We start from the raw sequence: 21,262 nt of genomic DNA, 5'->3' as shown, positions 1-21,262 counted from the left end.
GAAAATCATCAAATTTTTAGATTACTTTAATCTATCTAAACCAAGAAGTGTGAATAATTGGGTGGTAATAGGTTTTGGGAACTGCCAAAAAATTGGGAGACACCATGAGTGTTGAGCAAAAACGACGTGCCCTGATTACAGGGGCAAGTAGTGGAATTGGGAAAGCAACGGCTTTAGCTTTTGCCAAAGCGGGAATAGATGTCGCCCTAGTCAGCCGTTCTTTGGATAAGTTGGAGGCGGTAAGAGAAGCCGTAGAGCATACTGGGGTGGAAGCGAAAGCTTATGCTGTAGATTTGGCGCGGATCTTTGAAGTCAAAGAAAAGATCCAAGCGATCGCTCTTGACTTTGGTGATATAAACATTCTGGTAAACAATGCGGGCCTTGCCTATACAGGCACATTGAGCGAAACTCCCCTAGAAGATTGGCAGCAGGTAATTAACTTGAATCTCACCAGCGTCTTTCAGTGCATTGTGGGAATTTTACCTGCAATGCGCGATCGGGGCACAGGCACAATTATCAACGTTGCCTCAATTGCTGCCAAACAACCCTTTCCTGGTTGGGGAGCATACAGCGTTAGCAAAGCTGGTTTGATAGCCCTCTCTCAAACCCTGGCACAAGAAGAACGCACTCACGGCATTCGTGTCACAGCTATTTGTCCTGGCGCAGTCAATACCGAACTTTGGGATACAGAAACAGTCCATATCAACTTAGACCGTTCTAAAATGTTAACCCCGGAAATTGTGGCTGAGTCAATTCTCTACACAGTTCTTTTACCACAACAAGCAGTGATTGATGAATTGACCCTGATGCCCAGTGCTGGCGCACTCTAATTAGTCTTTTGTCCTTTGTCTTTTGCAAATGACTAATGACCAATCACTAATCAATACTTTTCGGATAAGCCTAACAATCTCTCTTTTGGTCTGGGCAAAGGTTAAAGGGTAAGGGGGAAAGGTGAATTAAAACCTTTCCCTTTCCCCTTTTCGCCAAAACCCGAAAAGTATTGAATCACTAATGACTAAACCATAACCAAGACTTAATCATGACTATTGCTAGTTCCAACGGTTCCAATTTCCCTCAATCACCTCTGATTCCCGATTTGGCAGAAGCCATAACTCCAAGACCCGATCGCAACACCCACAACGGGCGACAAGCGGATGTGTCCCCGCCAAAAGAGGAACATCTGGAGGAGATGAAGGACGCCGTGCGGACACTAATATTGGGAGTTGGCGAAGACCCAGAACGCGAAGGACTCCTCAAAACACCCAAGCGAGTGGCCGAGGCAATGCGGTTTCTCACCAGTGGCTACAACCAATCCCTTGAAGAACTCGTTAACGATGCCATCTTTGATGAAGGGCATAACGAGATGGTACTAATTAGAGATATTAATTTCTTTAGTCTGTGCGAACACCACATGCTGCCATTTATGGGTAGAGCACACGTTGCTTATATCCCCAACCAAAAAGTTGTGGGATTGAGTAAGCTGGCCCGCATTGTTGAGATGTATTCTCGCCGCTTGCAAGTGCAGGAGAGATTAACCCGCCAAATTGCCGAAGCAATCCAGACTATTCTAGAACCTCAAGGGGTAGCCGTTGTGATGGAAGCTAGCCACATGTGTATGGTAATGCGGGGCGTCCAGAAACCAGGCTCTTGGACTGTCACTAGCGCAATGGTTGGTGCATTCCAAGATGAACACAAAACCCGCGAAGAATTTTTTGACTTGATTCGTCATCAAGCAGCATTCTTTTAGGGAATTGGGCATGGGGCATAAGACATTGGGCAAAACCCTTCGGGTAGGAAAAAGGGACAAGGAGGGAACTTTCCTTTCCCCTTTGCCCCTTGCCCTTTCCCCTTTGGCGTTGCCATCTCCCCCTACCTACTCCCTATTCCCCAATTTCTCAAACAACTTGGCTACTTTATCTAAATCCTTATCTCCAGGTGTGCGTTCTACACCACTAGATAAATCAACGCCGTTAGGACTAACCTGACTTAAAGCTTCCACAATATTATCTGCTGTTAAGCCTCCTGCTAAAAACCAAGGGCAATTGGGGTTAAATTGCTCTAACATTGTCCAATCTAAGGTTTTGCCTGTACCACCTAGTTGTTGTGGATGGTAAGCATCAAGTAGTAAAGTATCTACGTATTTTGTGTAATCAGTCGCTGTCTCTAGATGTTCAAGACTACGAATTCTCATTGCTTTAAGAATTTCGACATTGGGTAAAGCTTGACGTAATTGGTAGCAAAAATCTGGTAATTCATCCCCGTGTAACTGCACACCAGTCAAGCCAGAATCAACAACTATCTGACTAATTTCAGCGATACTAGCGTTGGCAAAAACCCCAATTTTGTCAATATTTGCGGGGAGTTCTGCCACTGCTGCCCGAATTTGGGATGTAGTCACGTAACGAGGTGAGTTTGGCACACAAATAAATCCTAGTGCCGTTGCGCCTAGAGAGGCGATCGCTATAGACTGCTGTGGTTGAGTGATGCCGCAAATCTTAACGCGCATAAAAATTTAACAAATTTAAAATAATATCAACAAATTCTAAATTATCTGAAAAACTTTTGTGCCTTGGTAATTTTATAATCTTGTAGGTTTACATTTTAGGAGACAAAAGCTTGATTTCATCTATTTTACTAGCAGCTCAGGCAACTGTTCCCGCAACACCTGCGTGGAATCCTACAGTCGGCATCATCATCAGCATCAGCAGCTTAGTAATTGTTTTACTAAGTACTAGGATTGAAAAACCCTTAGTTGGCCCCAAGTTCCCCATCCTGCCGATTAGTATTCCAACATTCGTTGCAGCGATGGCTTTTGGTCATATTATCGGCGTTGGCATTGTTTTAGGACTGACTAACATCGGTCGTCTATAGTTTTGTGATGACAGAGGTGTTACTTGTAACCCCGCTATCAATACAAAACTCCTAAAAATGATTTTGGGCAGGGGGAGTAGAGAGTAAAGAAGGGAATAGGTTACAGGGTAAAGGGTATAGATTAATTACTCCCTGTCACCTGTTACCTCTCACCTTTACCCTAACCTCATGCCCAATTCCCAATTCCAGAGTTTTGCTCACAGGCATTAATTGTCTATTCTAGAAATAAGAGCATTTCGTCACTTGTTACTACCGAATTGATGCTCAATATAAATGTGTATAGGAATATGCATAGTATTTCGGTATAAAAAGTACTGGCGATATCTAGTTTTGGGACAATGTAATGCAAACAAATTGGAGAATTGGGTCATTATTTGGAATTCCCCTGTTTTTAGACCCCTTATGGTTTGTGATTTTAGGGTTGGCAACCCTGAATTTTGGGGTAGCTTATCAGGAATGGGGAAGTGTTATAGCTTGGAGTGCTGGCATAGTTATGGCACTGCTGCTATTTGCTTCAGTGCTATTGCATGAATTGGGTCATAGCTTGGTAGCCCGATCGCAAGGTATTAGAGTTAATTCAATTACCCTATTTATGTTTGGCGGGATTGCTGCCATTGAAGAAGAATCTAAAACTCCTTTCAAAGCTTTTCAAGTAGCGATCGCTGGCCCTTTGGTAAGTATCATCCTATTTTTCTTGCTGCGTTTGATAGCTATTGTAATACATGATACTAATCCACTCAGTGTCATGGTCGGAGATTTGGCGAGAATTAACCTAGTGGTGGCTTTATTTAACCTGATTCCCGGCTTACCTCTAGATGGAGGGCAAGTGTTAAAAGCAGCACTATGGCAAATCACAGGTAATCGTTTTCAAGCGGTACATTGGGCTGCAAGGGCTGGGCAAATATTGGGTTATGCTGCGATCGCTTTCGGATTTGTTGTAGATTTTGTCACTAGAGAGTTAGTACTTGGTTTGTGGATTGCACTGTTAGGTTGGTTTGCTGTCCGCAACGCTAACACCTATGACAACATGACTACATTGCAAGAAAGCTTACTGAAAGTGGTGGCAGCCGATGCAATGACTCGTGACTTTCGCGTAATTGATGCTGACCAGACATTACGTTCCTTTGCCGATTTATACCTCTTAGAAACCAATCCCTCACAGGTTTATTTTGCCGCTTCTGATGGACGTTATCGGGGTCTAGTTTCCATTGACGATTTCCGTTTAACCCAAAGGAGTGAATGGGAAATTGAAACCTTACACAGCATAGTACGTCCACTGACAGAAATACCTACCGTTGCAGAATCCACAGCGATCGCTGAGGTTATTAACAAGCTAGAAAATGAGCAGTTACCGAGAATTACCGTCCTTTCTCCGGCTGGTGCTGTAGCTGGTGTAATTGACCGGGGAGATATTGTGCGATCGCTCGTACAAAAGTTAAATTTGCAGATAACCGATGCTGAAATTAAGCGCATCAAGGAAGAAGGTAGCTATCCGCCTGGGTTGCAACTGGGAGTTATCGCGAAATCAGCTACAAATTAAACGTCACACCCTCGTCATAGGTTTGCAATAGATACGTCAAAAGCGTGTGTGATATTGAATTTGGTATTTGGTTACAAAATGCTTTTTTTGGGTAAAAGGTAGGACTTCCTACCTTTTTTATTTTTTAATCCTGAGTTTGACATCATAAAATCATTGTGATAGAGACAAGTGCCATCGCCCATTAGAAGACAAGTTTCCAGAAAGAGCGATCGCTAAATGACTTACTGCGGCAATTTTAGTTAGTCTTGATGGGAGTGGGAAAGTGAAAATTCTCCGCTTTCTCACTGCTTGTCACGTTAAAAATGCGATCGCCTATTAGATTGTCATCCTAGATTTGCGAAATCCCACAGACTAAGGGTATTGGCTTGTACTCCGATTAGTGTGGCTAATAGCTCACCATCTTGTTTGCTGATTAAAGTATCGCTGGTTTTGGTGCCAATACCTTGAGTAATTGCGATCTCTTCAAAGGTCAGACCATTCAATAATCCTAGATAATCGCTACCGACTGTAAAGTTGAAAATAGTGTCACTTCCAGACTCGCTCGCCAGCACAAACATATCACGACCGCTACCGCCGTATAATGTATCTTCACCTGTTCCACCATTCAGGATATTGTCACCGCCACCTGTAAGATAGTCGTTGCCACCCCTGTTGTAGATTGGCTCCCTATCGTCATTACCAAAGAGATAATTATCCTCGTCCTGCACTTGCGGGATATCGGCATAAAGCACATCGTTACCAGCACCACCATCTAGCGAGTTGTTACCAGCACCGCCGTAGAGCTGATCCTCACCGTCATTACCAAAGAGATAATCATCTCCGTCCTCCCCTTTCAGGATATCGGCATTGTCGCCACCCTGAAGTTTGTCATTACCACTGCCTCCATAAAGAGTGTCGATACCTTCTTGTCCAAATAGTTGGTCGTCACCGTCGCCGCCTAGAAGCTGGTCATCGCCCAATCCAGCTTCTAGGTAGTCATTATCAGTGTCACCATCAAGAATATCGTTGCCTGCGTCGCCGTAAAGTTGGTCGTTACCCGATCCGGCTAGGAGTTGGTCATTGCCTAACCCAGCTTCTAGGTAGTCATCACCAGCACCCGCATTCAGAATGTCGTTCCCTTCTTGACCAGAGAGTAGATCGTTGCCATCGCCTCCCAAAAGATTGTCATCACCAACTCCACCATATAAATTGTCATTATCAACGCCGCCATTGAGGGTGTCGTTACCGTCTTGACCGTAAAGGTAATCATTACCTATGCCCCCAATCAGGTGATCGGCGAACTCAGACCCAATGACGTTTTCAATATTTCTTAGGGTATCGAGTCCATCAATACCGTCGAAGGCAGGGTTATTTGCCAGGTCAATTGATACACCAATATTAGAAGTATTGAATGAGCGACGGTAGCTAATGGTATCAATGCCTTCACCGCCGTCCAAAGTGTCGTCGCCGCCATTGCCAATGAGCAAGTCATTTCCGGCTAAACCATTGAGGGTATTGCTCAGTGCATTGCCAATTAAGACATCATCGTAGTTAGAACCTATGATGTTTTCCAAGGTGCGAAGGGTGTCGGTGTCACCAAAACCATCAAGGGCTGTGCCTGTGGCAATGGTGAAGGAAGGTTCGAGGTCAAAGGAATAAGCAATATTGCTGTAGATATGGGCTTCGTCGATGTTGACGATCACGCCTTTAACGGAAGTTTCATAGCTAACAGAATCAATTCCCGTACCACCATCGATTCTGTCATCACCTATACCTCCTACTAAGAGATCATTGTCAGCTTCACCAAGTAGCTCGTCGTTTCCAGTGCCACCATCAAGTAAATCATCTCCAGTACCACCAAGGATACCATCATTGTCAGCCTCACCATATAATTTGTCATTCCCTTCTTCCCCGCTGAGAATATCATTTCCTGCGCGACCGGAGATATTGTTATTTCCTGAATCACCTTGGAGAAAGTCAGATTCATCTGAGGAGAGTAGGCTGTAGGAATAGAAAGACCTGAAAGCTTGAGAAACTGCTTCTTGATCTACGCCAGTCAAATCATAAGGAACTGGCTGTTTGGGTGAAGGAGGTGATACAACATACGTAGTTGAACCGTCAAGGTTAAAGAAAACTTCACCAGGATCATACTCGGCTTTGAGTAAATTAGTGTAGTTGTATTTACTATTAGGATCTTTAGGATCAACGAAAAGAGGATAAGCACTAGATCCATCAAGAGAATATCTAGCAGCAATACCAACAATAACAGGAGCTACATCGTCAATGAATTTATTTTGAAGCGCGTAAGCTTCTTTCTCCATTGGAATGTTTTCATACTTTAGCCCACCCGAATAGAAACCTCTAAAGTAATCTTCACCAAATGCTACTAAACTACTACCTTTTTGTTCGTATTGCCTAGAATGGACAAGTTCATGAGCTATGATGCTTAACTGGTCAAGTGAATTTTCGTTTGGTTTAGAAATGTAAATATTGAGTCCAAAAGTTTGTCCCTCGGTATCGTTAAGTCTCACTTTTGGGAAGTTCTGACCGTATGCTAGCTCATCCAACAAAACAGCGTTGTAGTGTATACTTACTCGATCAACAAGGCTGCCAAAAAATGGGCGTAGATATCCTTTTTGAACATCTGTTAGCGCTGATGCAGATGGATTGTCTTTTAGTATCTTCAAAGCCCCTGTAGGATAAGCAAGTCTTCCAAAATTTCCCCAAATCGTTTCTGTTGCATCTTTAAGGGGATTTTTAGGTTTCTCTATGGGTACAAAAGTTCGAAGTTTACTACTAGCAGCATCGAGCGCAGCATCGATATTAGACAAGGGATTTAGGGATACCATTTTCTAATTCCTCTAATGTATGGGAGCGTAACAAATCAAGTTGTTTTGTAATACAAACACAGAGCAACAAAGATTATTAGCAATAGTTAACAAAAAATTAAGCCTTGCAAAGCTGTTTTTTCAACAAGTGCTAACTTGTGGCACTCAAAGTTACAAGAAAATCATTACAATGACTTAGTTAAGGCGATCGCACCTTTTCTGCACTTTCTTGATCAACGATCACTCCTTCCAAACCCCGATAACTTAAGTGCGATCGCATCCCAATTCCAAACCATTAGTCAGAAGAAACCAGCGAACGAATAAACATCGTCGCTCACAACTGCTATGGCTCAATTAGATGAAAAATTTATCGCACTCAATACCTTCTGGTGTTTGGGTAAACACTTTACCTGTGTTTAATCATTGGGCAAATTTCTGTACTACAACTGAATCACATCAATACTCTATAGCCTTGTATCAATTTCGACGGTCGGAAAAGGTCGGAAAAAAGTCGGATCTTTATGGTAGATTTACGTAAACTTTTGTGAGAAAATCAAGTCGAACGTGGGAAAATCGTAATTAACTTGGTACTACTACGGAAATAAATGACGGTTGAAGAAGCGATCGCACTCGTTGAGCGATTATTGCAACGGGGACGGTTAACCAAAGCGCAAGAGATTGTATTTCGCTACGCCTGGGAAGGGAAAACTTATCTAGAAATGGTGCGAGAAGTCACTTATGACCCAGGTCACATCAAAGATGTCGGTTCGCAACTATGGCGATCGCTACAAAACGCTGCATGGAAACACTAGTATTGTCACAGCGATCGCCTTTAGCCCTGACCCAAAACTTCTTACTAGTGTTAGTTATGACAATAACGTTAGAGTCTGGCATCTGGACACAAAAAAATGCGTGCAAATGTCTACATCCAAATACTTGGGAAATTATTAAAACTTCAAGGTGAAAGTGAGTAAAATGTAAGTACGTGATATACTACACCTCTCACTTACCCTGGTTTTATGGCACTGCCAATTGTTGCAATTATCGGACGCCCAAATGTGGGCAAATCCACCCTGGTTAATCGACTCGCCGGGGAACAAACGGCGATTGTCCATGATGAACCGGGAGTGACACGCGATCGCACTTATCTACCAGCTTTCTGGAATGGTCGCGAATTTTTAGTGGTAGACACTGGTGGTTTAGTTTTTAATGATGATACCGAATTTTTACCACTGATTCGCCAACAGGCAATGACAGCCCTTGCAGAAGCGTGTGGCGCTATTTTTGTTGTCGATGGTCAAACAGGGCCTACATCGGCAGATTTAGAAATCGCCGAGTGGATGCGCCAACAACCCGTCCCTGTACTACTAGCAGTAAATAAATGTGAATCCCCAGAACAAGGCTTAATGCAAGCTGCCGAATTTTGGGAATTGGGATTGGGCGAACCTTACCCCATCTCGGCGATTCATGGCAGTGGTACAGGAGAATTACTCGACGAGTTGGTTAATCACATCCCTGCGATTGAAGACATTCCAGAAACGAATGAAATCAAAGTAGCAATTGTGGGACGGCCAAATGTCGGCAAATCAAGCTTACTCAATGCTTTTGTCGGGCAAGAAAGAGCAATTGTCAGCCCGATTTCCGGCACAACCCGCGATGCCATTGATACCGTCATTGAACGAGCCGGACAAACCTACCGCTTGATTGATACCGCCGGCATTCGCAAAAAGAAACACATCGAATACGGCACAGAATTTTTTAGTATTAACCGGGCTTTCAAAGCGATTCGTCGCGCTGACGTGGTTTTATTAGTAATAGATGCTTTAGATGGAGTCACCGAGCAAGACCAAAAATTAGCTGGGCGGATTATCGAAGATGGTCGAGCTTGCATCATCGTCGTTAATAAGTGGGATGCTGTCGAAAAAGACTCTTACACAATTTACGATTACGAAAAAACTCTGCAATCACGGTTACATTTTACCGAATGGGCAGAAACAATTTTTGTAAGTGCCTTGTCAGGACAACGAGTAGAAAAGATTTTGGAATTGGTGAAAACGGCGGCTGAATCACACAAACGTCGTGTCAGCACATCAGTAATTAACGAAGTCTTAACAGATGCCGTCAGTTGGCATTCACCACCGGCATCCCGTGGTGGGCGTCAAGGAAAGATTTATTATGGTACACAAGTAAGTAGCCAACCACCAACGATCGCTTTATTTGTCAACGACTCGAAACGCTTCAACGACAACTATCGCCGCTACATTGAACGGCAATTTCGTCAACAGCTAGGATTTAAAGGCACGCCAATAATTTTGCTGTGGCGGAGCAAGAAAGTCCGTGATGCCGAAAGTGGTAATGTTAATAGAGCAACTCGCGTCAAAATAAGTTAGGAATAGAAACGCGATGAATCGCCTCTGTACAAGAGTTATGAGTTAAAGCCAAACTTGTTAATTATAGAATCCTATCAACTTGAGTTTGATAGCGGCACAAGGTAAAAGTTATGAGTTAAAGTCAAAACTCCTAACTCTTCATTTCTCACTCGTAACTCTAAAATGGATTTATTGCGATCGCTGCCACTTGGACTTTATTTAGAACAACCCCAAACTTGGCTGCATAAAATCGATCCGCGAGTCAAGTTCGCTTGGTTGATGAGCTTTTTAACAAGCTATGTTTTAGCCAATAACAATTGGCGGGTGCTGTTGGTGGTAATTTTGATTCTTGCCACCTTGATTGCCAGAATTCCTCGACGCGTATGGCAGCAGCAAATGGGTTGGCTATTAATGCTATCGTTTTTTGTGCTAGCGATCGCAGCCATCAGTCCTGATGGACTGGGTGTAGATTATCAGTCACGCTTGCCAGCTAACGAACAAATATTAACCCAGCCAGCGAACTCTAATAATATTCAAGAGCCACCAGCCGAGAAAAAAGCATACAGCTACGTGCTATTTCACAAAGGCCCGGTTAAAATTACCCGCTACTCCTTGAGTTTGGCAGTACGCCTGAGTACACTTATATTTACCGTTATTTACAGCACTAACCTCTATCTGCTGACAACCGCACCAGAAGAAATCACATCTGGCATAGAAAGCTTAATGCAACCCTTGCGACGCTTCAAGTTGCCTGTCACAGAAATCGCTTTAACTTTAACCTTGTCCTTGCGTTTCATTCCCTTGGTTTTAGAAGAAGTGCAAAACTTATTTCGCTCCGTGATGACAAGGGCAATTAATTGGAAAAAGCTGGGATTGAAAGGAGCATTTAAGGTTTGGATGACAGTTGCAGAGAGACTTTTAGAAAATCTGCTCTTGCGAGCCGACCAAATGGCAAATGCCATGATGGTGCGGGGTTTTACCAGTCCCAATGAGCATCGAGTCCAGTGGCACGATTTACGATTAAAAGGGCGTGACTGGCTGGCGATCGCAACTTTAATCTTATTCTGGGGAATACGGCTAGCTATCGGAACTCAGGCGTAATTTTGCACCGAAAAAATGGTAAGAGGTAATACAGCAGAATTCAGAATTCAGGAGTCAGAAGTAAAACATTAAATTGCCGTCTCTTGCCTTAACCGAACCGTATTGAGCTATAGGTAACAAGATGGTAGGGTAATTTGAACAGCTACCCAGCCATAAAATTGATCCCCTACCATTTCCTGTAGATTTTAGATATTAACCAGCGTTACGCGAACACTACAAACTAATCTTAAGATTTTTGACCGAGTACCCTTATGAATCTCTGCACAATGCTCAGGCGCAAATTTCCCCATTGAAAATACTGGATAATCATAGACCTTTTACAAAAATGGTAGTTTTCTTTCCAGTACCCAATTTTGTGCCATTGGGCGACAGTTGTGGCAGTATGGAAAGAAGTTGAAAAATTCGCCGTTGCCGTTGGGAACTTCAAAGGGTGTTTTTCCTTCCCACGTCGAACTTTCAACCAGAGGAGCGGCAATATTTTGTGCCTTGTCCCTACAGATTGCTAAATTGAAGTCACCAAAGCAGATGGTGATATTTGTCAAACAGCCTCTACTCTTTGAATCTACGCTTTGCGGCTTCTGTTGTACTATTGCGCTTCACTACCACTAGCTTCATCTGCCCATTAAGAACTAGATCGAGGTCTTCGTAACCGCAGCTTCGCATTTTAACCAAATATTCTGACGAATGTTGGTATTATCGTCTGAATGTTTGGAATTCACTGCGAAAAGATATATATACTTCCACCTTGACTACACCTTGACTCTTAAATGAATCCAGAAAACGCAGAAACTTACATAAACCATCCAACTTGGGGTTTACTCTACAAAATCTGTATGGTTGATGAGAACCAGGATTTGTTCACCACACTTTATGCCCAACGCTTATTTTTTTTGGTGGCAAATGATGTTAAAGGTGTTAAATTTCAGTCTCTAGGACGCACTGAGGCAAGAATGATGTTGGAAAATCGCTTACGTACCCTGCGGCGCAGTGGGCATTCTCAGGAGTACGATCAGCTTCAGAGTGTTTTCCAGCGCACCTTCCAATGAACAGTTCGATTTCCGAACGTATTCTTTCCATTCGCTCCTCACTGCCAACGTCAGTCAAATTGATTGCTGTTAGCAAGCAAGTATCTGCCCAGTCCATTCGGTCTGCATACAATGCCGGAATTCGTGATTTCGGGGAAAGTCGTATCCAAGAAGCTGCCAGCAAACAAGCCGAGTTGCAAGACTTACCGGATATTACCTGGCACTTTATTGGACATTTGCAAAGCAATAAAGCCAAAAAAGCCATCGAGCATTTTCCTTGGATTCACTCTGTAGATAATTTGAAGCTGGCACAGCGCTTAGACCAATTGGCGCAACAGCTAGGAGTGAGTCCCCAGGTTTGCTTACAAGTGAAAATTCTCCCCGACCCCAACAAGTCTGGTTGGAGTGTACCAGAACTTTTGGCTGATTTACCCACACTCAATTCTTACAAAAATTTACAAATTCAAGGTTTGATGACAATTCCGCCTTCAGGATTAAATGATTCTGAAATTCTGAGTGTGTTTAATCGCAATCGTCAGCTAGCCAAAGAAATCCAGGAGCAAAACTGGTCGCATATTAAAATGCAGCACCTATCTATGGGTATGTCAGGCGACTACGAACTGGCGGTGCAAGCAGGCGCAACGATGGTACGATTAGGAACCATATTGTTTGGCGATCGCTATTAGCCGATTAATCATCAGCCTTGCAGGGCAGTATTAATCGAAGCTAAGGATTTGATGACAAGAATTTTGTAACAGACTGGTGCAATTGGAAACAAAGGATATAGTATTGACAAGAGCAATCGCCAAGAGAAAATAGGGTATAAAGAAGTTTCCTTCGGATAAACCGTAGGATATAATCTTGACTCATTATTATGTTTAGGCGATGCACAGACCTTTCCAATAAGTGTCGGTTCATCGCCAAAACCCGTAGTATAGGCTACAACTAGCAATACAGTTGCTGAAGTATCCACCGATGTAGCGACCGCTCTTAACTCAATCAATCCTCAGCCAAGTCAATACAGGCTATTCGCACCAGGAGAGTACACACACAATGAACAACATATTTTCCAAACTCAGAGACTTTGTGGGTCTAAATGAGCAAGTGGAATACGAGTATTACGAAGAAGAACCAGAAACAGATAATAATAATTACCAAAATCTGTATCAGCAAGAAAATCCCCAGCCAGCACCACAAGAGAGTCCAGCCGCTCAAAATCGACGCTGGCGGGAACCAGTGCCTACAATGGGAGATGATATGACAGCAGGTTCAAAGCCAATGGGGAATGTGATTGGTATGCCAGGAGCAATTAACGGAATTTCTGAAGTTTTAGTACTCGAACCACGCACCTTTGAAGAAATGCCCCAGGCAATTCAAGCGTTGCGCGAACGCAAGTCAGTGGTATTAAATCTGACAATCATGGACCCAGATCAAGCTCAACGAGCAGTAGATTTTGTTGCAGGTGGTACTTACGCACTAGATGGACATCAAGAGCGCATCGGTGAGAGCATCTTTTTGTTTACACCAAGTTGTGTCCAAGTTAGCACCCAAGGTGGCGTTCTTCATGAAGTACCACAACCACCAGTACGTCCCTCTCGTCCGACAACAGGTACTCCAAATCAACCCTGGGGCAACGAAACTAACCGGATGGCACAATAAAGTTAAATTAGTATTTAGTCCTTTGTCCTTTGTCCTTTGTCATTTGTCCTGGGTTTTGCTCATAGTGACAAATGACAAACGACTAATGGCTAATGACCAATGACTAATGACTAATGACTAATGACTATAAAATTTGGCTTAATTGGTGGTGGGGTAATGGGAGAAGCGCTCTTATCCCGCCTTATCGCGCGTGGAATTTATCAATCATCAGAAGTCATAGTTAGCGAACCGCTATCTTCACGCTTAGATTTTTTAAAGCAGCAATACGGTGTTGCTGTAACGACAGATAATAGCCAGGTTTTCACCGAAGCAAAAGAAGTTCTATTTTTGGCGGTGAAACCGCAGGTGTTTAGCGCGATCGCTCAAGAATTAGCAGATATTGATATTCTTAATAGAGAACATTCACCTCTAATCATTTCTATTTTGGCGGGTGTGTCCTTAAGTCAGCTAGAAGCTGCATTTGTGCAATTGCCAGTGATTAGAGCAATGCCCAACACCCCGGCCACGGTGGGAGCAGGAGTTACCGCGATTTGTTTAGGTGCATATACCAATGCCTTGCATCACCAAATAGCACAGCAAGTTTTTTCTGCTGTAGGCGAAGTGGTGGAAGTTTCAGAAGGGCTGATGGATGCAGTTACAGGGCTATCTGGTAGCGGCCCCGCTTACGTGGCGCTTATGGTTGAAGCACTTGCAGATGGCGGAGTCGCCGCAGGTTTACCTAGAGCAATTGCCAATCAACTAGCCTTGCAAACCGTCCTGGGAACAGCAAAACTGTTGCAGGAAACCAAAATGCACCCAGCAGAACTCAAAGATCGCGTTACTAGTCCCGGCGGTACAACCATCGCGGGGATTGCCAAGCTAGAACAGGCAGGATTTCGTTCCGCTTTAATTGAAGCAGTCAAAGCTGCCACAGAGCGATCGCAAGAGCTGGGAAAATAATAAAGAGTCCTTTGTCATTTGTCCTTTATCCTTTGTGAAAAACTAATGACCAATGACAAATGACTAATAACGAAGTTGACAAAAGACTCGTTAGTATAGTAAACAATCTGGTTGCAAATGTGATTGAGTGAATTATCCTGCACCGTCTCCAGAACTTGACTTAGGGACTATATTCCCTTTTGATCTGGATCAGTTTCAAAAAGAAGCGATCGCGTCCCTAAACGCTGGACGCTCCGTAGTTGTATGTGCCCCCACAGGTTCAGGCAAAACATTAGTCGGGGAATACGCCATTTATCGCGCCCTGGCACGAGGAAAGCGTGTATTTTATACTACTCCCCTGAAGGCGCTGTCGAATCAAAAATTGCGTGACTTTCGAGAAAAATTCGGGTTTGATCAAGTCGGGCTGTTAACTGGGGATGCTTCCATTAACAGAGATGCACCAATTTTGGTGATGACCACAGAAATTTTCCGAAATATGCTCTATGGCACACCCATTGGGCAAATCGGCATCTCATTAGTAGACGTGGAAGCGGTGATCCTTGATGAGTGCCACTACATGAACGATCGCCAGCGCGGTACTGTTTGGGAAGAATCAATCATCTATTGTCCCCGTGAAGTGCAACTAGCAGCCCTCTCAGCAACGGTTGCCAATAGCGATCAACTCACCGATTGGCTAAATCGCGTTCACGGCCCAACTGACCTGATTTACTCCGATTTTCGCCCAGTCCCCTTGGAATTTCACTTTTGCAATCCCAAAGGGTTATTTCCCCTGCTGAATGATAGCAAAACCAAAATTAACCCCCGGCTTCTTCAGAAGAAAAAGGGGAGAGGGGGAGAAAGGGATAGGGGGAGAAATGGTAGACCGGAAGCTCCAGGTATAATTTTTACCCTCAGCCAATTAGAGCAACGGGATATGCTACCAGCGATTTACTTTATCTTCAGCCGCCGGGGATGTGATAAAGCGGTGGCGGAAGTGGGTGATTTATGGCTGGTAAATAATGAAGAGTCCCAGATTTTGCGGCAACAAATTGATGACTTTTTAGCCCGCAATCCCGAAGCTGGGCGTTCTGGACAAATTGCCCCCCTGTACCGGGGAATTGCTGCCCACCACGCTGGGATTTTACCTGCTTGGAAAGCACTGGTAGAAGAACTATTTCAGCAAGGGCTGATTAAAGTAGTATTCGCCACCGAGACACTAGCAGCAGGAATTAATATGCCCGCCCGGACAACGGTAATCTCTACCCTTTCCAAGCGGACTGACACTGGACACCGCCTATTGAACGCTTCCGAATTCCTACAAATGGCGGGACGAGCAGGCCGCCGGGGGATGGATAAACAAGGTCATGTGGTGACAGTCCAAACTCCCTTTGAAGGAGCTAAAGAAGCCGCGTATTTGGGAACATCCAAGCCAGACCCTCTAGTCAGCCAGTTTACGCCCAGTTATGGCATGGTACTCAACTTGCTGCAAACCCATACCCTAGAGCAAACCAGGGAACTGATAGAGCGCAGTTTTGGGCAGTACATGGCGACCTTGCATTTACGCCCAGAATACGATGAGATTGCCGAATTGCAAACCCAATTAGCTCAATTACATGAGCAAATTGCCGCAGTTGATGAAAATGAACTGGCTATTTATGAAAAATTGCGGCAACGCCTAAAGGTGGAACGCCAGATATTGAAAACCTTGCAAGAGCAAGCACAAGAAGACCGCCAAGAAGAATTGGTGATGATGTTGGGCTTTGCAGTGTCAGGAACTCTGTTGAGTCTCAAGGGCAAAAATATCACAGTATCTTCACCTGTAACGGCAGTTTTGGTGGGAAAATCACCTGGTTCTGGTCAAGCTCCTTACTTGGTATGCTTGGGGCACGATAACCGCTGGTATGTGGCAACCACAGGGGATGTAGTCGATTTGTATGCCGAACTGCCACGAATTGAAGTGCTACCTAATGTATTACCACCACCAGAGATGCCTTTGAAGCCAGGACAATCGCGCCGTGGTAACGAAGAAAGCTTTGCGATCGCCATGCGTATTCCCGATCCGATAGAATCTTTGCATCTAGCACCAGAAGTAGCAGAACAACTCAGTCGCACTACCGCCGTCCAAGAGCAATTAGAAGCTCATCCCCTACATCAATCAGGCAATGCGGCAACGCTTTTCAAGCGCCGCGCCCGCTATGTCGAACTAGAAGCCGAACTCGAACAGTTACAAGGGCAAGTAGAGCAACAATCACAACGTCATTGGGAAGAGTTTTTGAATTTAATCGCAATTCTGCAACACTTTGGCGCTTTGGATAACTTAGTTCCCACACAATTAGGGCAAATCGCTGCCGCCATTCGAGGCGAGAATGAATTGTGGCTAGGTTTAGTATTCGCTAGTGGCGAATTGGATAACTTAGATCCGCATCATTTAGCAGCCGCCGCCGCCGCTTTAGTGATGGAAACGCCCCGTCCAGATAGCAAGGTTAACTTTGACCTCAGTCATGAAGTTGCAGAAGCCTTGGCAAAATTGCGGGGAATTCGCCGCCAAATGTTCCAACTACAACGGCGTTATAATGTGGCGCTGCCTATCTGGTTGGAATTTGAGTTAATTGCCATAGTGGAACAATGGGCGCTAGGAATGGAGTGGATAGAACTGTGCGAAAACACCACTTTGGATGAAGGTGATGTGGTGAGAATTTTACGGCGGACGTTGGATTTATTATCACAAATACCCCACGTTCCCCATTTGCCAGATTCTTTCCAACGCAATGCCTATCGGGCGATGCAGTTGATTGATAGATTCCCTGTGAATGAGGTGGTTGAATAAATAGGATGTTCTGACGCACACAGAATATTTGATAATTTATCTGCGTATTTTTCTCTCAGGACTTAAGCAAAATTAGATGCTGTTGGGGCAATTCATGAATTACCCCAACAAGAAATTTAAATGTTACCCAAATAATAGTAGTGGTACGTAGTTAAAAATGCCTTTTTGGTTTTGTATATCTTCTATACGTGATTGATCGCGTGTATCTAACAAAACTTATAGTCGCTATCAGCGCTATTGAATGTTAGTAGACCAAGTTTCCAGTACCCTGCAACTGACGCAAAGAATTCATACATAATGGACAGTCGCAGCCAAATACTTTAATTGCCATATCGCTTTCCTCGTCAGTAAAATTCAACATGGCAACATTTTGATCTGATACTGATGTGACAATGGTCGAGGAACGTCCAGATGAGGTATACGGTTTCTTTCTCTCTGAATCTCGAATGCAGACAAAATCGTTTCCACCATGTGGGTTAGTGATACAGGTACGACCATCTTGTGTGTGCATCAATCGCTGTGTAATACTACCACTTGCATGGGCAGGATGGAATGTCACCAGCGTAGACATCATCGACACAAAGATTGAGGAACTGGAAAGCAAATTCAGAAGAATTTTTTTGTTCATAGATTTCCTTGAAAAAATTGTCTACTAGCTTAGGGTATTCCATTAACTTTCAAACTTCAAGTGACTTTTCCCTAAGAATAGCTAGATAGACACTTGTTGCTCAGGAAAGTTCCATATCTACCTAGTTCGATCGCAAATTATTTGTTACATCATAATTCAGCAATCAAACATGCTCGATGTCTAGCTTTGAGACGCAAGTTGAGTACTTCAGCAAATTTAAATCTGCTGATATTCCCCAGAGCGTGATTGTTCGCTTGATGCAAGTATAAGAGCTTAATTAAATTAAAGCTCGTAATTAGCGGACGCAACCCTCTAATTTCTTATACAGAGCGATAAATCGCTTACTACGAACAAAAGTTACATTTTAGATTGTTTTATAGAATTCAGAACCACTATCTTTACAAGTTTATCAATTTTAATTTGAATCAAAAAATAATACATATATTTAGCAATAGTTTTGAGATAGATTCTCGTTCTTAAAATATAAACTTGTAAAAATTTATTTTTTTCATTACATTTGTAAAAAGGCTCATATATCAACTAACTTACTAGCCTGCATAGAAAAAATGAAGCAGAAAGTACATTCAGAATCTTCAGATTGTTGCAACTGTGGACATGATCATCACGAGAATCATAACCATGTTCATAATCACAATCATGATGAGAATCATAACCATGACCACAATCACGAACACGGTGGAGAATTCAATCTCAAAAATGAGATATTGCCTCTGGTAGGAATTTTAAGTTTATATGCACCTGGTGTAATTTTTGAAAATCAATTACACAATACATTCTACTCGATAGGAGAATATCTTCTTTTCATACCTGCTTATTTATTAAGCGGATGGAGTGTTTTAAAAACTGCTGGGCGTAATATACTCAGAGGCAGAATATTTGATGAAACCTTTTTGATGACAGTGGCGACATTAGGAGCGATCGGAATTCATAAATTACCCGAAGCTGTCGGGGTAATGTTATTTTACAAAATTGGAGAATTGTTCCAAGATATTGCTGTCAGTCGTTCCCGTGATTCCATCAAAGCATTATTGGAAGTCCGCCCAGATTATGCAAATATCCAAATAGATGGAGAACTGACAAAAGTATCACCAGAAACAGTAAAGATTGGGGATATTATCGTTGTCAAGCCTGGAGAAAAGATTCCCTTAGATGGCGAAATTATCGATGGTAATTCACAAGTTGATACATCTGCTTTAACTGGAGAATCTGTACCACGAACGGTGAGGCTGGGAGAGACAGTTTTAGCTGGGATGATCAATAAAATAGGTGTTCTCAGTATTAAAGTAACAAAACTATTTGATGAATCTTCCATTGCTAAGATTTTAGATTTGGTGCAAAATGCCAAAAGTAAAAAAGCAGAAACAGAAAAGTTTATTACTGTATTTGCCCGATATTATACGCCCATCGTAGTTTTTATATCTCTAGGAGTTGCAATATTACCTCCGTTATTCATTTCGGGTGCAACATCTTCCGAATGGATTTATCGGGCCCTAATTTTACTAGTTATCTCCTGTCCATGTGGACTCGTTATTAGTATTCCATTAGGTTACTTTGGAGGTGTGGGAGGTGCAGCCAGACGTGGTATTCTGGTGAAAGGCTCTACTTTTTTAGATACTTTAAATGCAGTCGATACAGTTGTTTTTGATAAAACTGGAACATTAACGAAAGGTGTATTTCAAGTAGCGAAAATAGTACCATTAAATGGTTGGGATGAGCAAGAATTACTGCAATTAGCTGCCAAAGTAGAATCACACTCAAATCATCCCATCGCTCAATCGATACATAAGGCTTATGGTGGAAAAATAGATGAATTTGAGGTGAGAGATTATGAAGAGATAGCAGGTTATGGAATTAGAGCCAAGATTGAAAATAGAGTAGTGATAGCGGGAAGCGATCGCCTATTGCATAAAGAGCAGATTTCTCACGATAATTGCCAGTTAGAGGGAACAGTTATCCATCTAGCAGTGGATAATATTTACGCTGGATATATTGTCATCGCTGATGAACTCAAAAAAGATGCGAGACTTGCTATTCAAGCACTCAAGGGAATGGGTGTAGAGAGAACAGTAATGTTGACAGGAGATAATCAAGCGATCGCTTCCCAAGTTGCTCAACAGCTAGGCATAGATACCTACGAAGCAGAGTTATTACCTGAAGAAAAAGTTAATGCCATTGAGAAGTTACTCAGCACCGCAGGCAAGCATGGTAAAGTTGCTTTTGTTGGGGATGGGATTAATGATGCACCAGTGATTGCTAGAGCAGATGTTGGTATGGCAATGGGTGGGTTAGGTTCAGATGCAGCGATCGAAACTGCCGATATTGTGATTATGACAGATGCACCCTCAAAAGTGGCAGAGGCAATCCAAATCGCCAGAAAAACAAGGCAGATTGTTTGGCAAAATATTGGGTTTGCCTTAGCAATTAAAGGTGTATTTATTGGGTTGGGTATTTTTGGTATAGCAACAATGTGGGAAGCTGTCTTTGCTGATGTCGGAGTAGCAATACTTGCAATTTTTAATGCAACTAGAGCGATGAAATAAAATTTTGGGAAAATCGGAAATTTATAATTGGGAAATTGTAGTAGTTAAATCATGAGTACTTCTCACTCATATTCTACTAACCAAAATAGAACCCATGAATTCATCAATCAAAGGCATTGCTATAGCTACTTTAGCTTTATTACTAAACTATTCAGCAAATTCAGCCTTTGCACTACCGCAAAAAATCAATCATTTAGTTACTGTTGCTAAATCGCAACCATTAACAGACACCTTGATTGTTCCTGGAGAAAGGGTAGGGCCGATAACGCGCACAACCACCAAGCGAGATTTAGTTAAGCTGTATGGTGCATCCCACCTCGTTGATAAAACCATCTCTGGTGCTGAAGGAATTGGTAGTTTTGCAGCTACTCAGGTAAATCTAAATCAGGGACGCTCTCTCTTGGTAGTTTGGAGTGATAATACTCGTACCAAACCCCTAGATGTGCGTAACCTGGGTTCAGCTTGGAAAACCCGCGAAGGTATAGGTGTGGGAACCCCTTTGAGCGAGTTACGTAAAAAATTAGGTAATTTTAAACTTTATGGATTGGGTTGGGATTACGGCGGCACGATTTTGTTAGATAGTAGTAAATTATCCCGTTATCAAGGCAAAATCATTTTCCGAGTAGACGCTGCTCCCAATGCTTCTGAAAAGTTTCCCAATGACTACCAAGCAGTGTCAGGGGATGGTACTTTTTCCTCCAGCAATCCCCACTGGAAACCTTTGGGAATTAGGCTAGCAGAAATTATCGTTGTATTGAATCCAAGCGAGTAGTGGTATGCTAGACATCAGTTTGGTTGCTAAGGCTTAGAAAAACTATGGGGACGACGTTATTATACTAAGTCTGGAACTATAAAAATCCGGTTTGATTCCTAAATTTACTTGCGTGGGCAGGGAAGAGAGAATAGGGAATAGGGAACAGGAAAGAAGGCATAGAGCCGTACTGAGTCTTGTTCAA

At 43.0% G+C, this 21,262-nt stretch carries 19 protein-coding genes; 15 read left to right on the top strand and 4 right to left on the bottom strand.

Going from position 1 to position 21,262, the window contains the following annotated elements; genetic code table 11:
* Nucleotides 1-104 precede the first annotated feature (104 nt).
* A complete protein-coding gene (locus RMX98_RS08890) occupies nt 105-830 on the top strand; it encodes an SDR family oxidoreductase (protein WP_322676528.1) in 726 nt (241 codons plus the stop codon).
* A 209-nt stretch (nt 831-1,039) separates the two neighbouring features.
* Complete coding sequence (gene folE, locus RMX98_RS08885; RefSeq protein WP_322676529.1) at nt 1,040-1,747, top strand: GTP cyclohydrolase I FolE; 708 nt, start codon at nt 1,040-1,042, stop codon at nt 1,745-1,747.
* A 126-nt stretch (nt 1,748-1,873) separates the two neighbouring features.
* Here folE and RMX98_RS08880 read toward each other — a convergent pair whose 3' ends face one another.
* Complete coding sequence (locus RMX98_RS08880; RefSeq protein ID WP_322676530.1) at nt 1,874-2,506, bottom strand: phosphoribosylanthranilate isomerase; 633 nt, start codon at nt 2,504-2,506, stop codon at nt 1,874-1,876.
* Nucleotides 2,507-2,616: 110 nt separating this feature from the next.
* Between RMX98_RS08880 and psaK the strand changes: the two genes are divergently transcribed.
* Both psaK and RMX98_RS08870 read left to right on the top strand, forming a co-directional pair.
* On the top strand, nt 2,617-2,871 hold the full coding sequence (gene psaK, locus RMX98_RS08875; protein ID WP_322676531.1) for a photosystem I reaction center subunit PsaK: 255 nt from the start codon (nt 2,617-2,619) through the stop codon (nt 2,869-2,871).
* 343 nt (nt 2,872-3,214) lie between these two features.
* The gene (locus RMX98_RS08870; RefSeq protein ID WP_322676532.1) at nt 3,215-4,411 is read left to right on the top strand and encodes a site-2 protease family protein; all 1,197 of its coding nucleotides are present in this window, start codon (nt 3,215-3,217) and stop codon (nt 4,409-4,411) included.
* A gap of 323 nt (nt 4,412-4,734) precedes the next feature.
* Here the strand turns inward: RMX98_RS08870 and RMX98_RS08865 are convergent, their stop codons facing one another.
* The gene (locus tag RMX98_RS08865; protein ID WP_322676533.1) at nt 4,735-7,239 is read right to left on the bottom strand and encodes a calcium-binding protein; all 2,505 of its coding nucleotides are present in this window, start codon (nt 7,237-7,239) and stop codon (nt 4,735-4,737) included.
* A gap of 584 nt (nt 7,240-7,823) precedes the next feature.
* On the opposite strand from RMX98_RS08865, the gene RMX98_RS08860 reads away from it, so the two are divergent.
* The 4 genes from RMX98_RS08860 (at nt 7,824) to RMX98_RS08845 (ending at nt 10,688) form a co-directional block, all read left to right on the top strand.
* Complete coding sequence (locus RMX98_RS08860) at nt 7,824-8,030, top strand: hypothetical protein (RefSeq protein ID WP_322676534.1); 207 nt, start codon at nt 7,824-7,826, stop codon at nt 8,028-8,030.
* Complete coding sequence (locus tag RMX98_RS08855) at nt 7,957-8,169, top strand: hypothetical protein (RefSeq protein WP_322676535.1); 213 nt, start codon at nt 7,957-7,959, stop codon at nt 8,167-8,169. Before RMX98_RS08860 ends, RMX98_RS08855 begins: the two co-directional genes overlap by 74 nt.
* A gap of 68 nt (nt 8,170-8,237) precedes the next feature.
* Nucleotides 8,238-9,608: a ribosome biogenesis GTPase Der gene (gene der / locus RMX98_RS08850; protein WP_322676536.1), complete on the top strand. Its 1,371-nt coding sequence runs from the start codon at nt 8,238-8,240 to the stop codon at nt 9,606-9,608.
* A 162-nt stretch (nt 9,609-9,770) separates the two neighbouring features.
* A complete protein-coding gene (locus RMX98_RS08845) occupies nt 9,771-10,688 on the top strand; it encodes an energy-coupling factor transporter transmembrane protein EcfT (RefSeq protein ID WP_322676537.1) in 918 nt (305 codons plus the stop codon).
* 317 nt (nt 10,689-11,005) lie between these two features.
* Here RMX98_RS08845 and RMX98_RS08840 read toward each other — a convergent pair whose 3' ends face one another.
* On the bottom strand, nt 11,006-11,230 hold the full coding sequence (locus tag RMX98_RS08840) for a hypothetical protein (RefSeq protein ID WP_322676538.1): 225 nt from the start codon (nt 11,228-11,230) through the stop codon (nt 11,006-11,008).
* Nucleotides 11,231-11,455: 225 nt separating this feature from the next.
* Here RMX98_RS08840 and pipX point away from each other — a divergent pair, with 225 nt between their 5' ends.
* The 5 genes from pipX (at nt 11,456) to RMX98_RS08815 (ending at nt 17,117) form a co-directional block, all read left to right on the top strand.
* Complete coding sequence (gene pipX, locus RMX98_RS08835) at nt 11,456-11,734, top strand: transcriptional coactivator PipX (RefSeq protein WP_069068710.1); 279 nt, start codon at nt 11,456-11,458, stop codon at nt 11,732-11,734.
* Nucleotides 11,731-12,399 carry a YggS family pyridoxal phosphate-dependent enzyme gene (locus RMX98_RS08830; RefSeq protein ID WP_322676539.1) on the top strand — a complete coding sequence of 223 codons (669 nt, stop codon included), beginning with the start codon at nt 11,731-11,733 and terminating at the stop codon, nt 12,397-12,399. Before pipX ends, RMX98_RS08830 begins: the two co-directional genes overlap by 4 nt.
* 367 nt (nt 12,400-12,766) lie before the next feature.
* Nucleotides 12,767-13,372, top strand: a complete 606-nt coding sequence (locus RMX98_RS08825; protein ID WP_322676540.1) for a cell division protein SepF — start codon at nt 12,767-12,769, stop codon at nt 13,370-13,372.
* A gap of 120 nt (nt 13,373-13,492) precedes the next feature.
* A complete protein-coding gene (proC, locus tag RMX98_RS08820) occupies nt 13,493-14,311 on the top strand; it encodes a pyrroline-5-carboxylate reductase (protein WP_322676541.1) in 819 nt (272 codons plus the stop codon).
* A gap of 127 nt (nt 14,312-14,438) precedes the next feature.
* Nucleotides 14,439-17,117, top strand: a complete 2,679-nt coding sequence (locus RMX98_RS08815; RefSeq protein ID WP_322676542.1) for an RNA helicase — start codon at nt 14,439-14,441, stop codon at nt 17,115-17,117.
* Nucleotides 17,118-17,361: 244 nt separating this feature from the next.
* Here RMX98_RS08815 and RMX98_RS08810 read toward each other — a convergent pair whose 3' ends face one another.
* Nucleotides 17,362-17,745 carry a hypothetical protein gene (locus RMX98_RS08810; RefSeq protein ID WP_322676543.1) on the bottom strand — a complete coding sequence of 128 codons (384 nt, stop codon included), beginning with the start codon at nt 17,743-17,745 and terminating at the stop codon, nt 17,362-17,364.
* A 566-nt stretch (nt 17,746-18,311) separates the two neighbouring features.
* Here RMX98_RS08810 and RMX98_RS08805 point away from each other — a divergent pair.
* Nucleotides 18,312-20,306, top strand: coding sequence for a heavy metal translocating P-type ATPase (locus tag RMX98_RS08805; protein WP_322676544.1), 1,995 nt, complete (start codon nt 18,312-18,314; stop codon nt 20,304-20,306).
* A 94-nt stretch (nt 20,307-20,400) separates the two neighbouring features.
* The gene (locus tag RMX98_RS08800) at nt 20,401-21,078 is read left to right on the top strand and encodes a hypothetical protein (protein ID WP_322676545.1); all 678 of its coding nucleotides are present in this window, start codon (nt 20,401-20,403) and stop codon (nt 21,076-21,078) included.
* Nucleotides 21,079-21,262: the final 184 nt, after the last annotated feature.

This window comes from Nostoc sp. DedQUE02, from assembly GCF_034531035.1.
Lineage (GTDB): Bacteria > Cyanobacteriota > Cyanobacteriia > Cyanobacteriales > Nostocaceae > Nostoc.
This window is presented reverse-complemented; position numbering and strand designations above follow the sequence as displayed.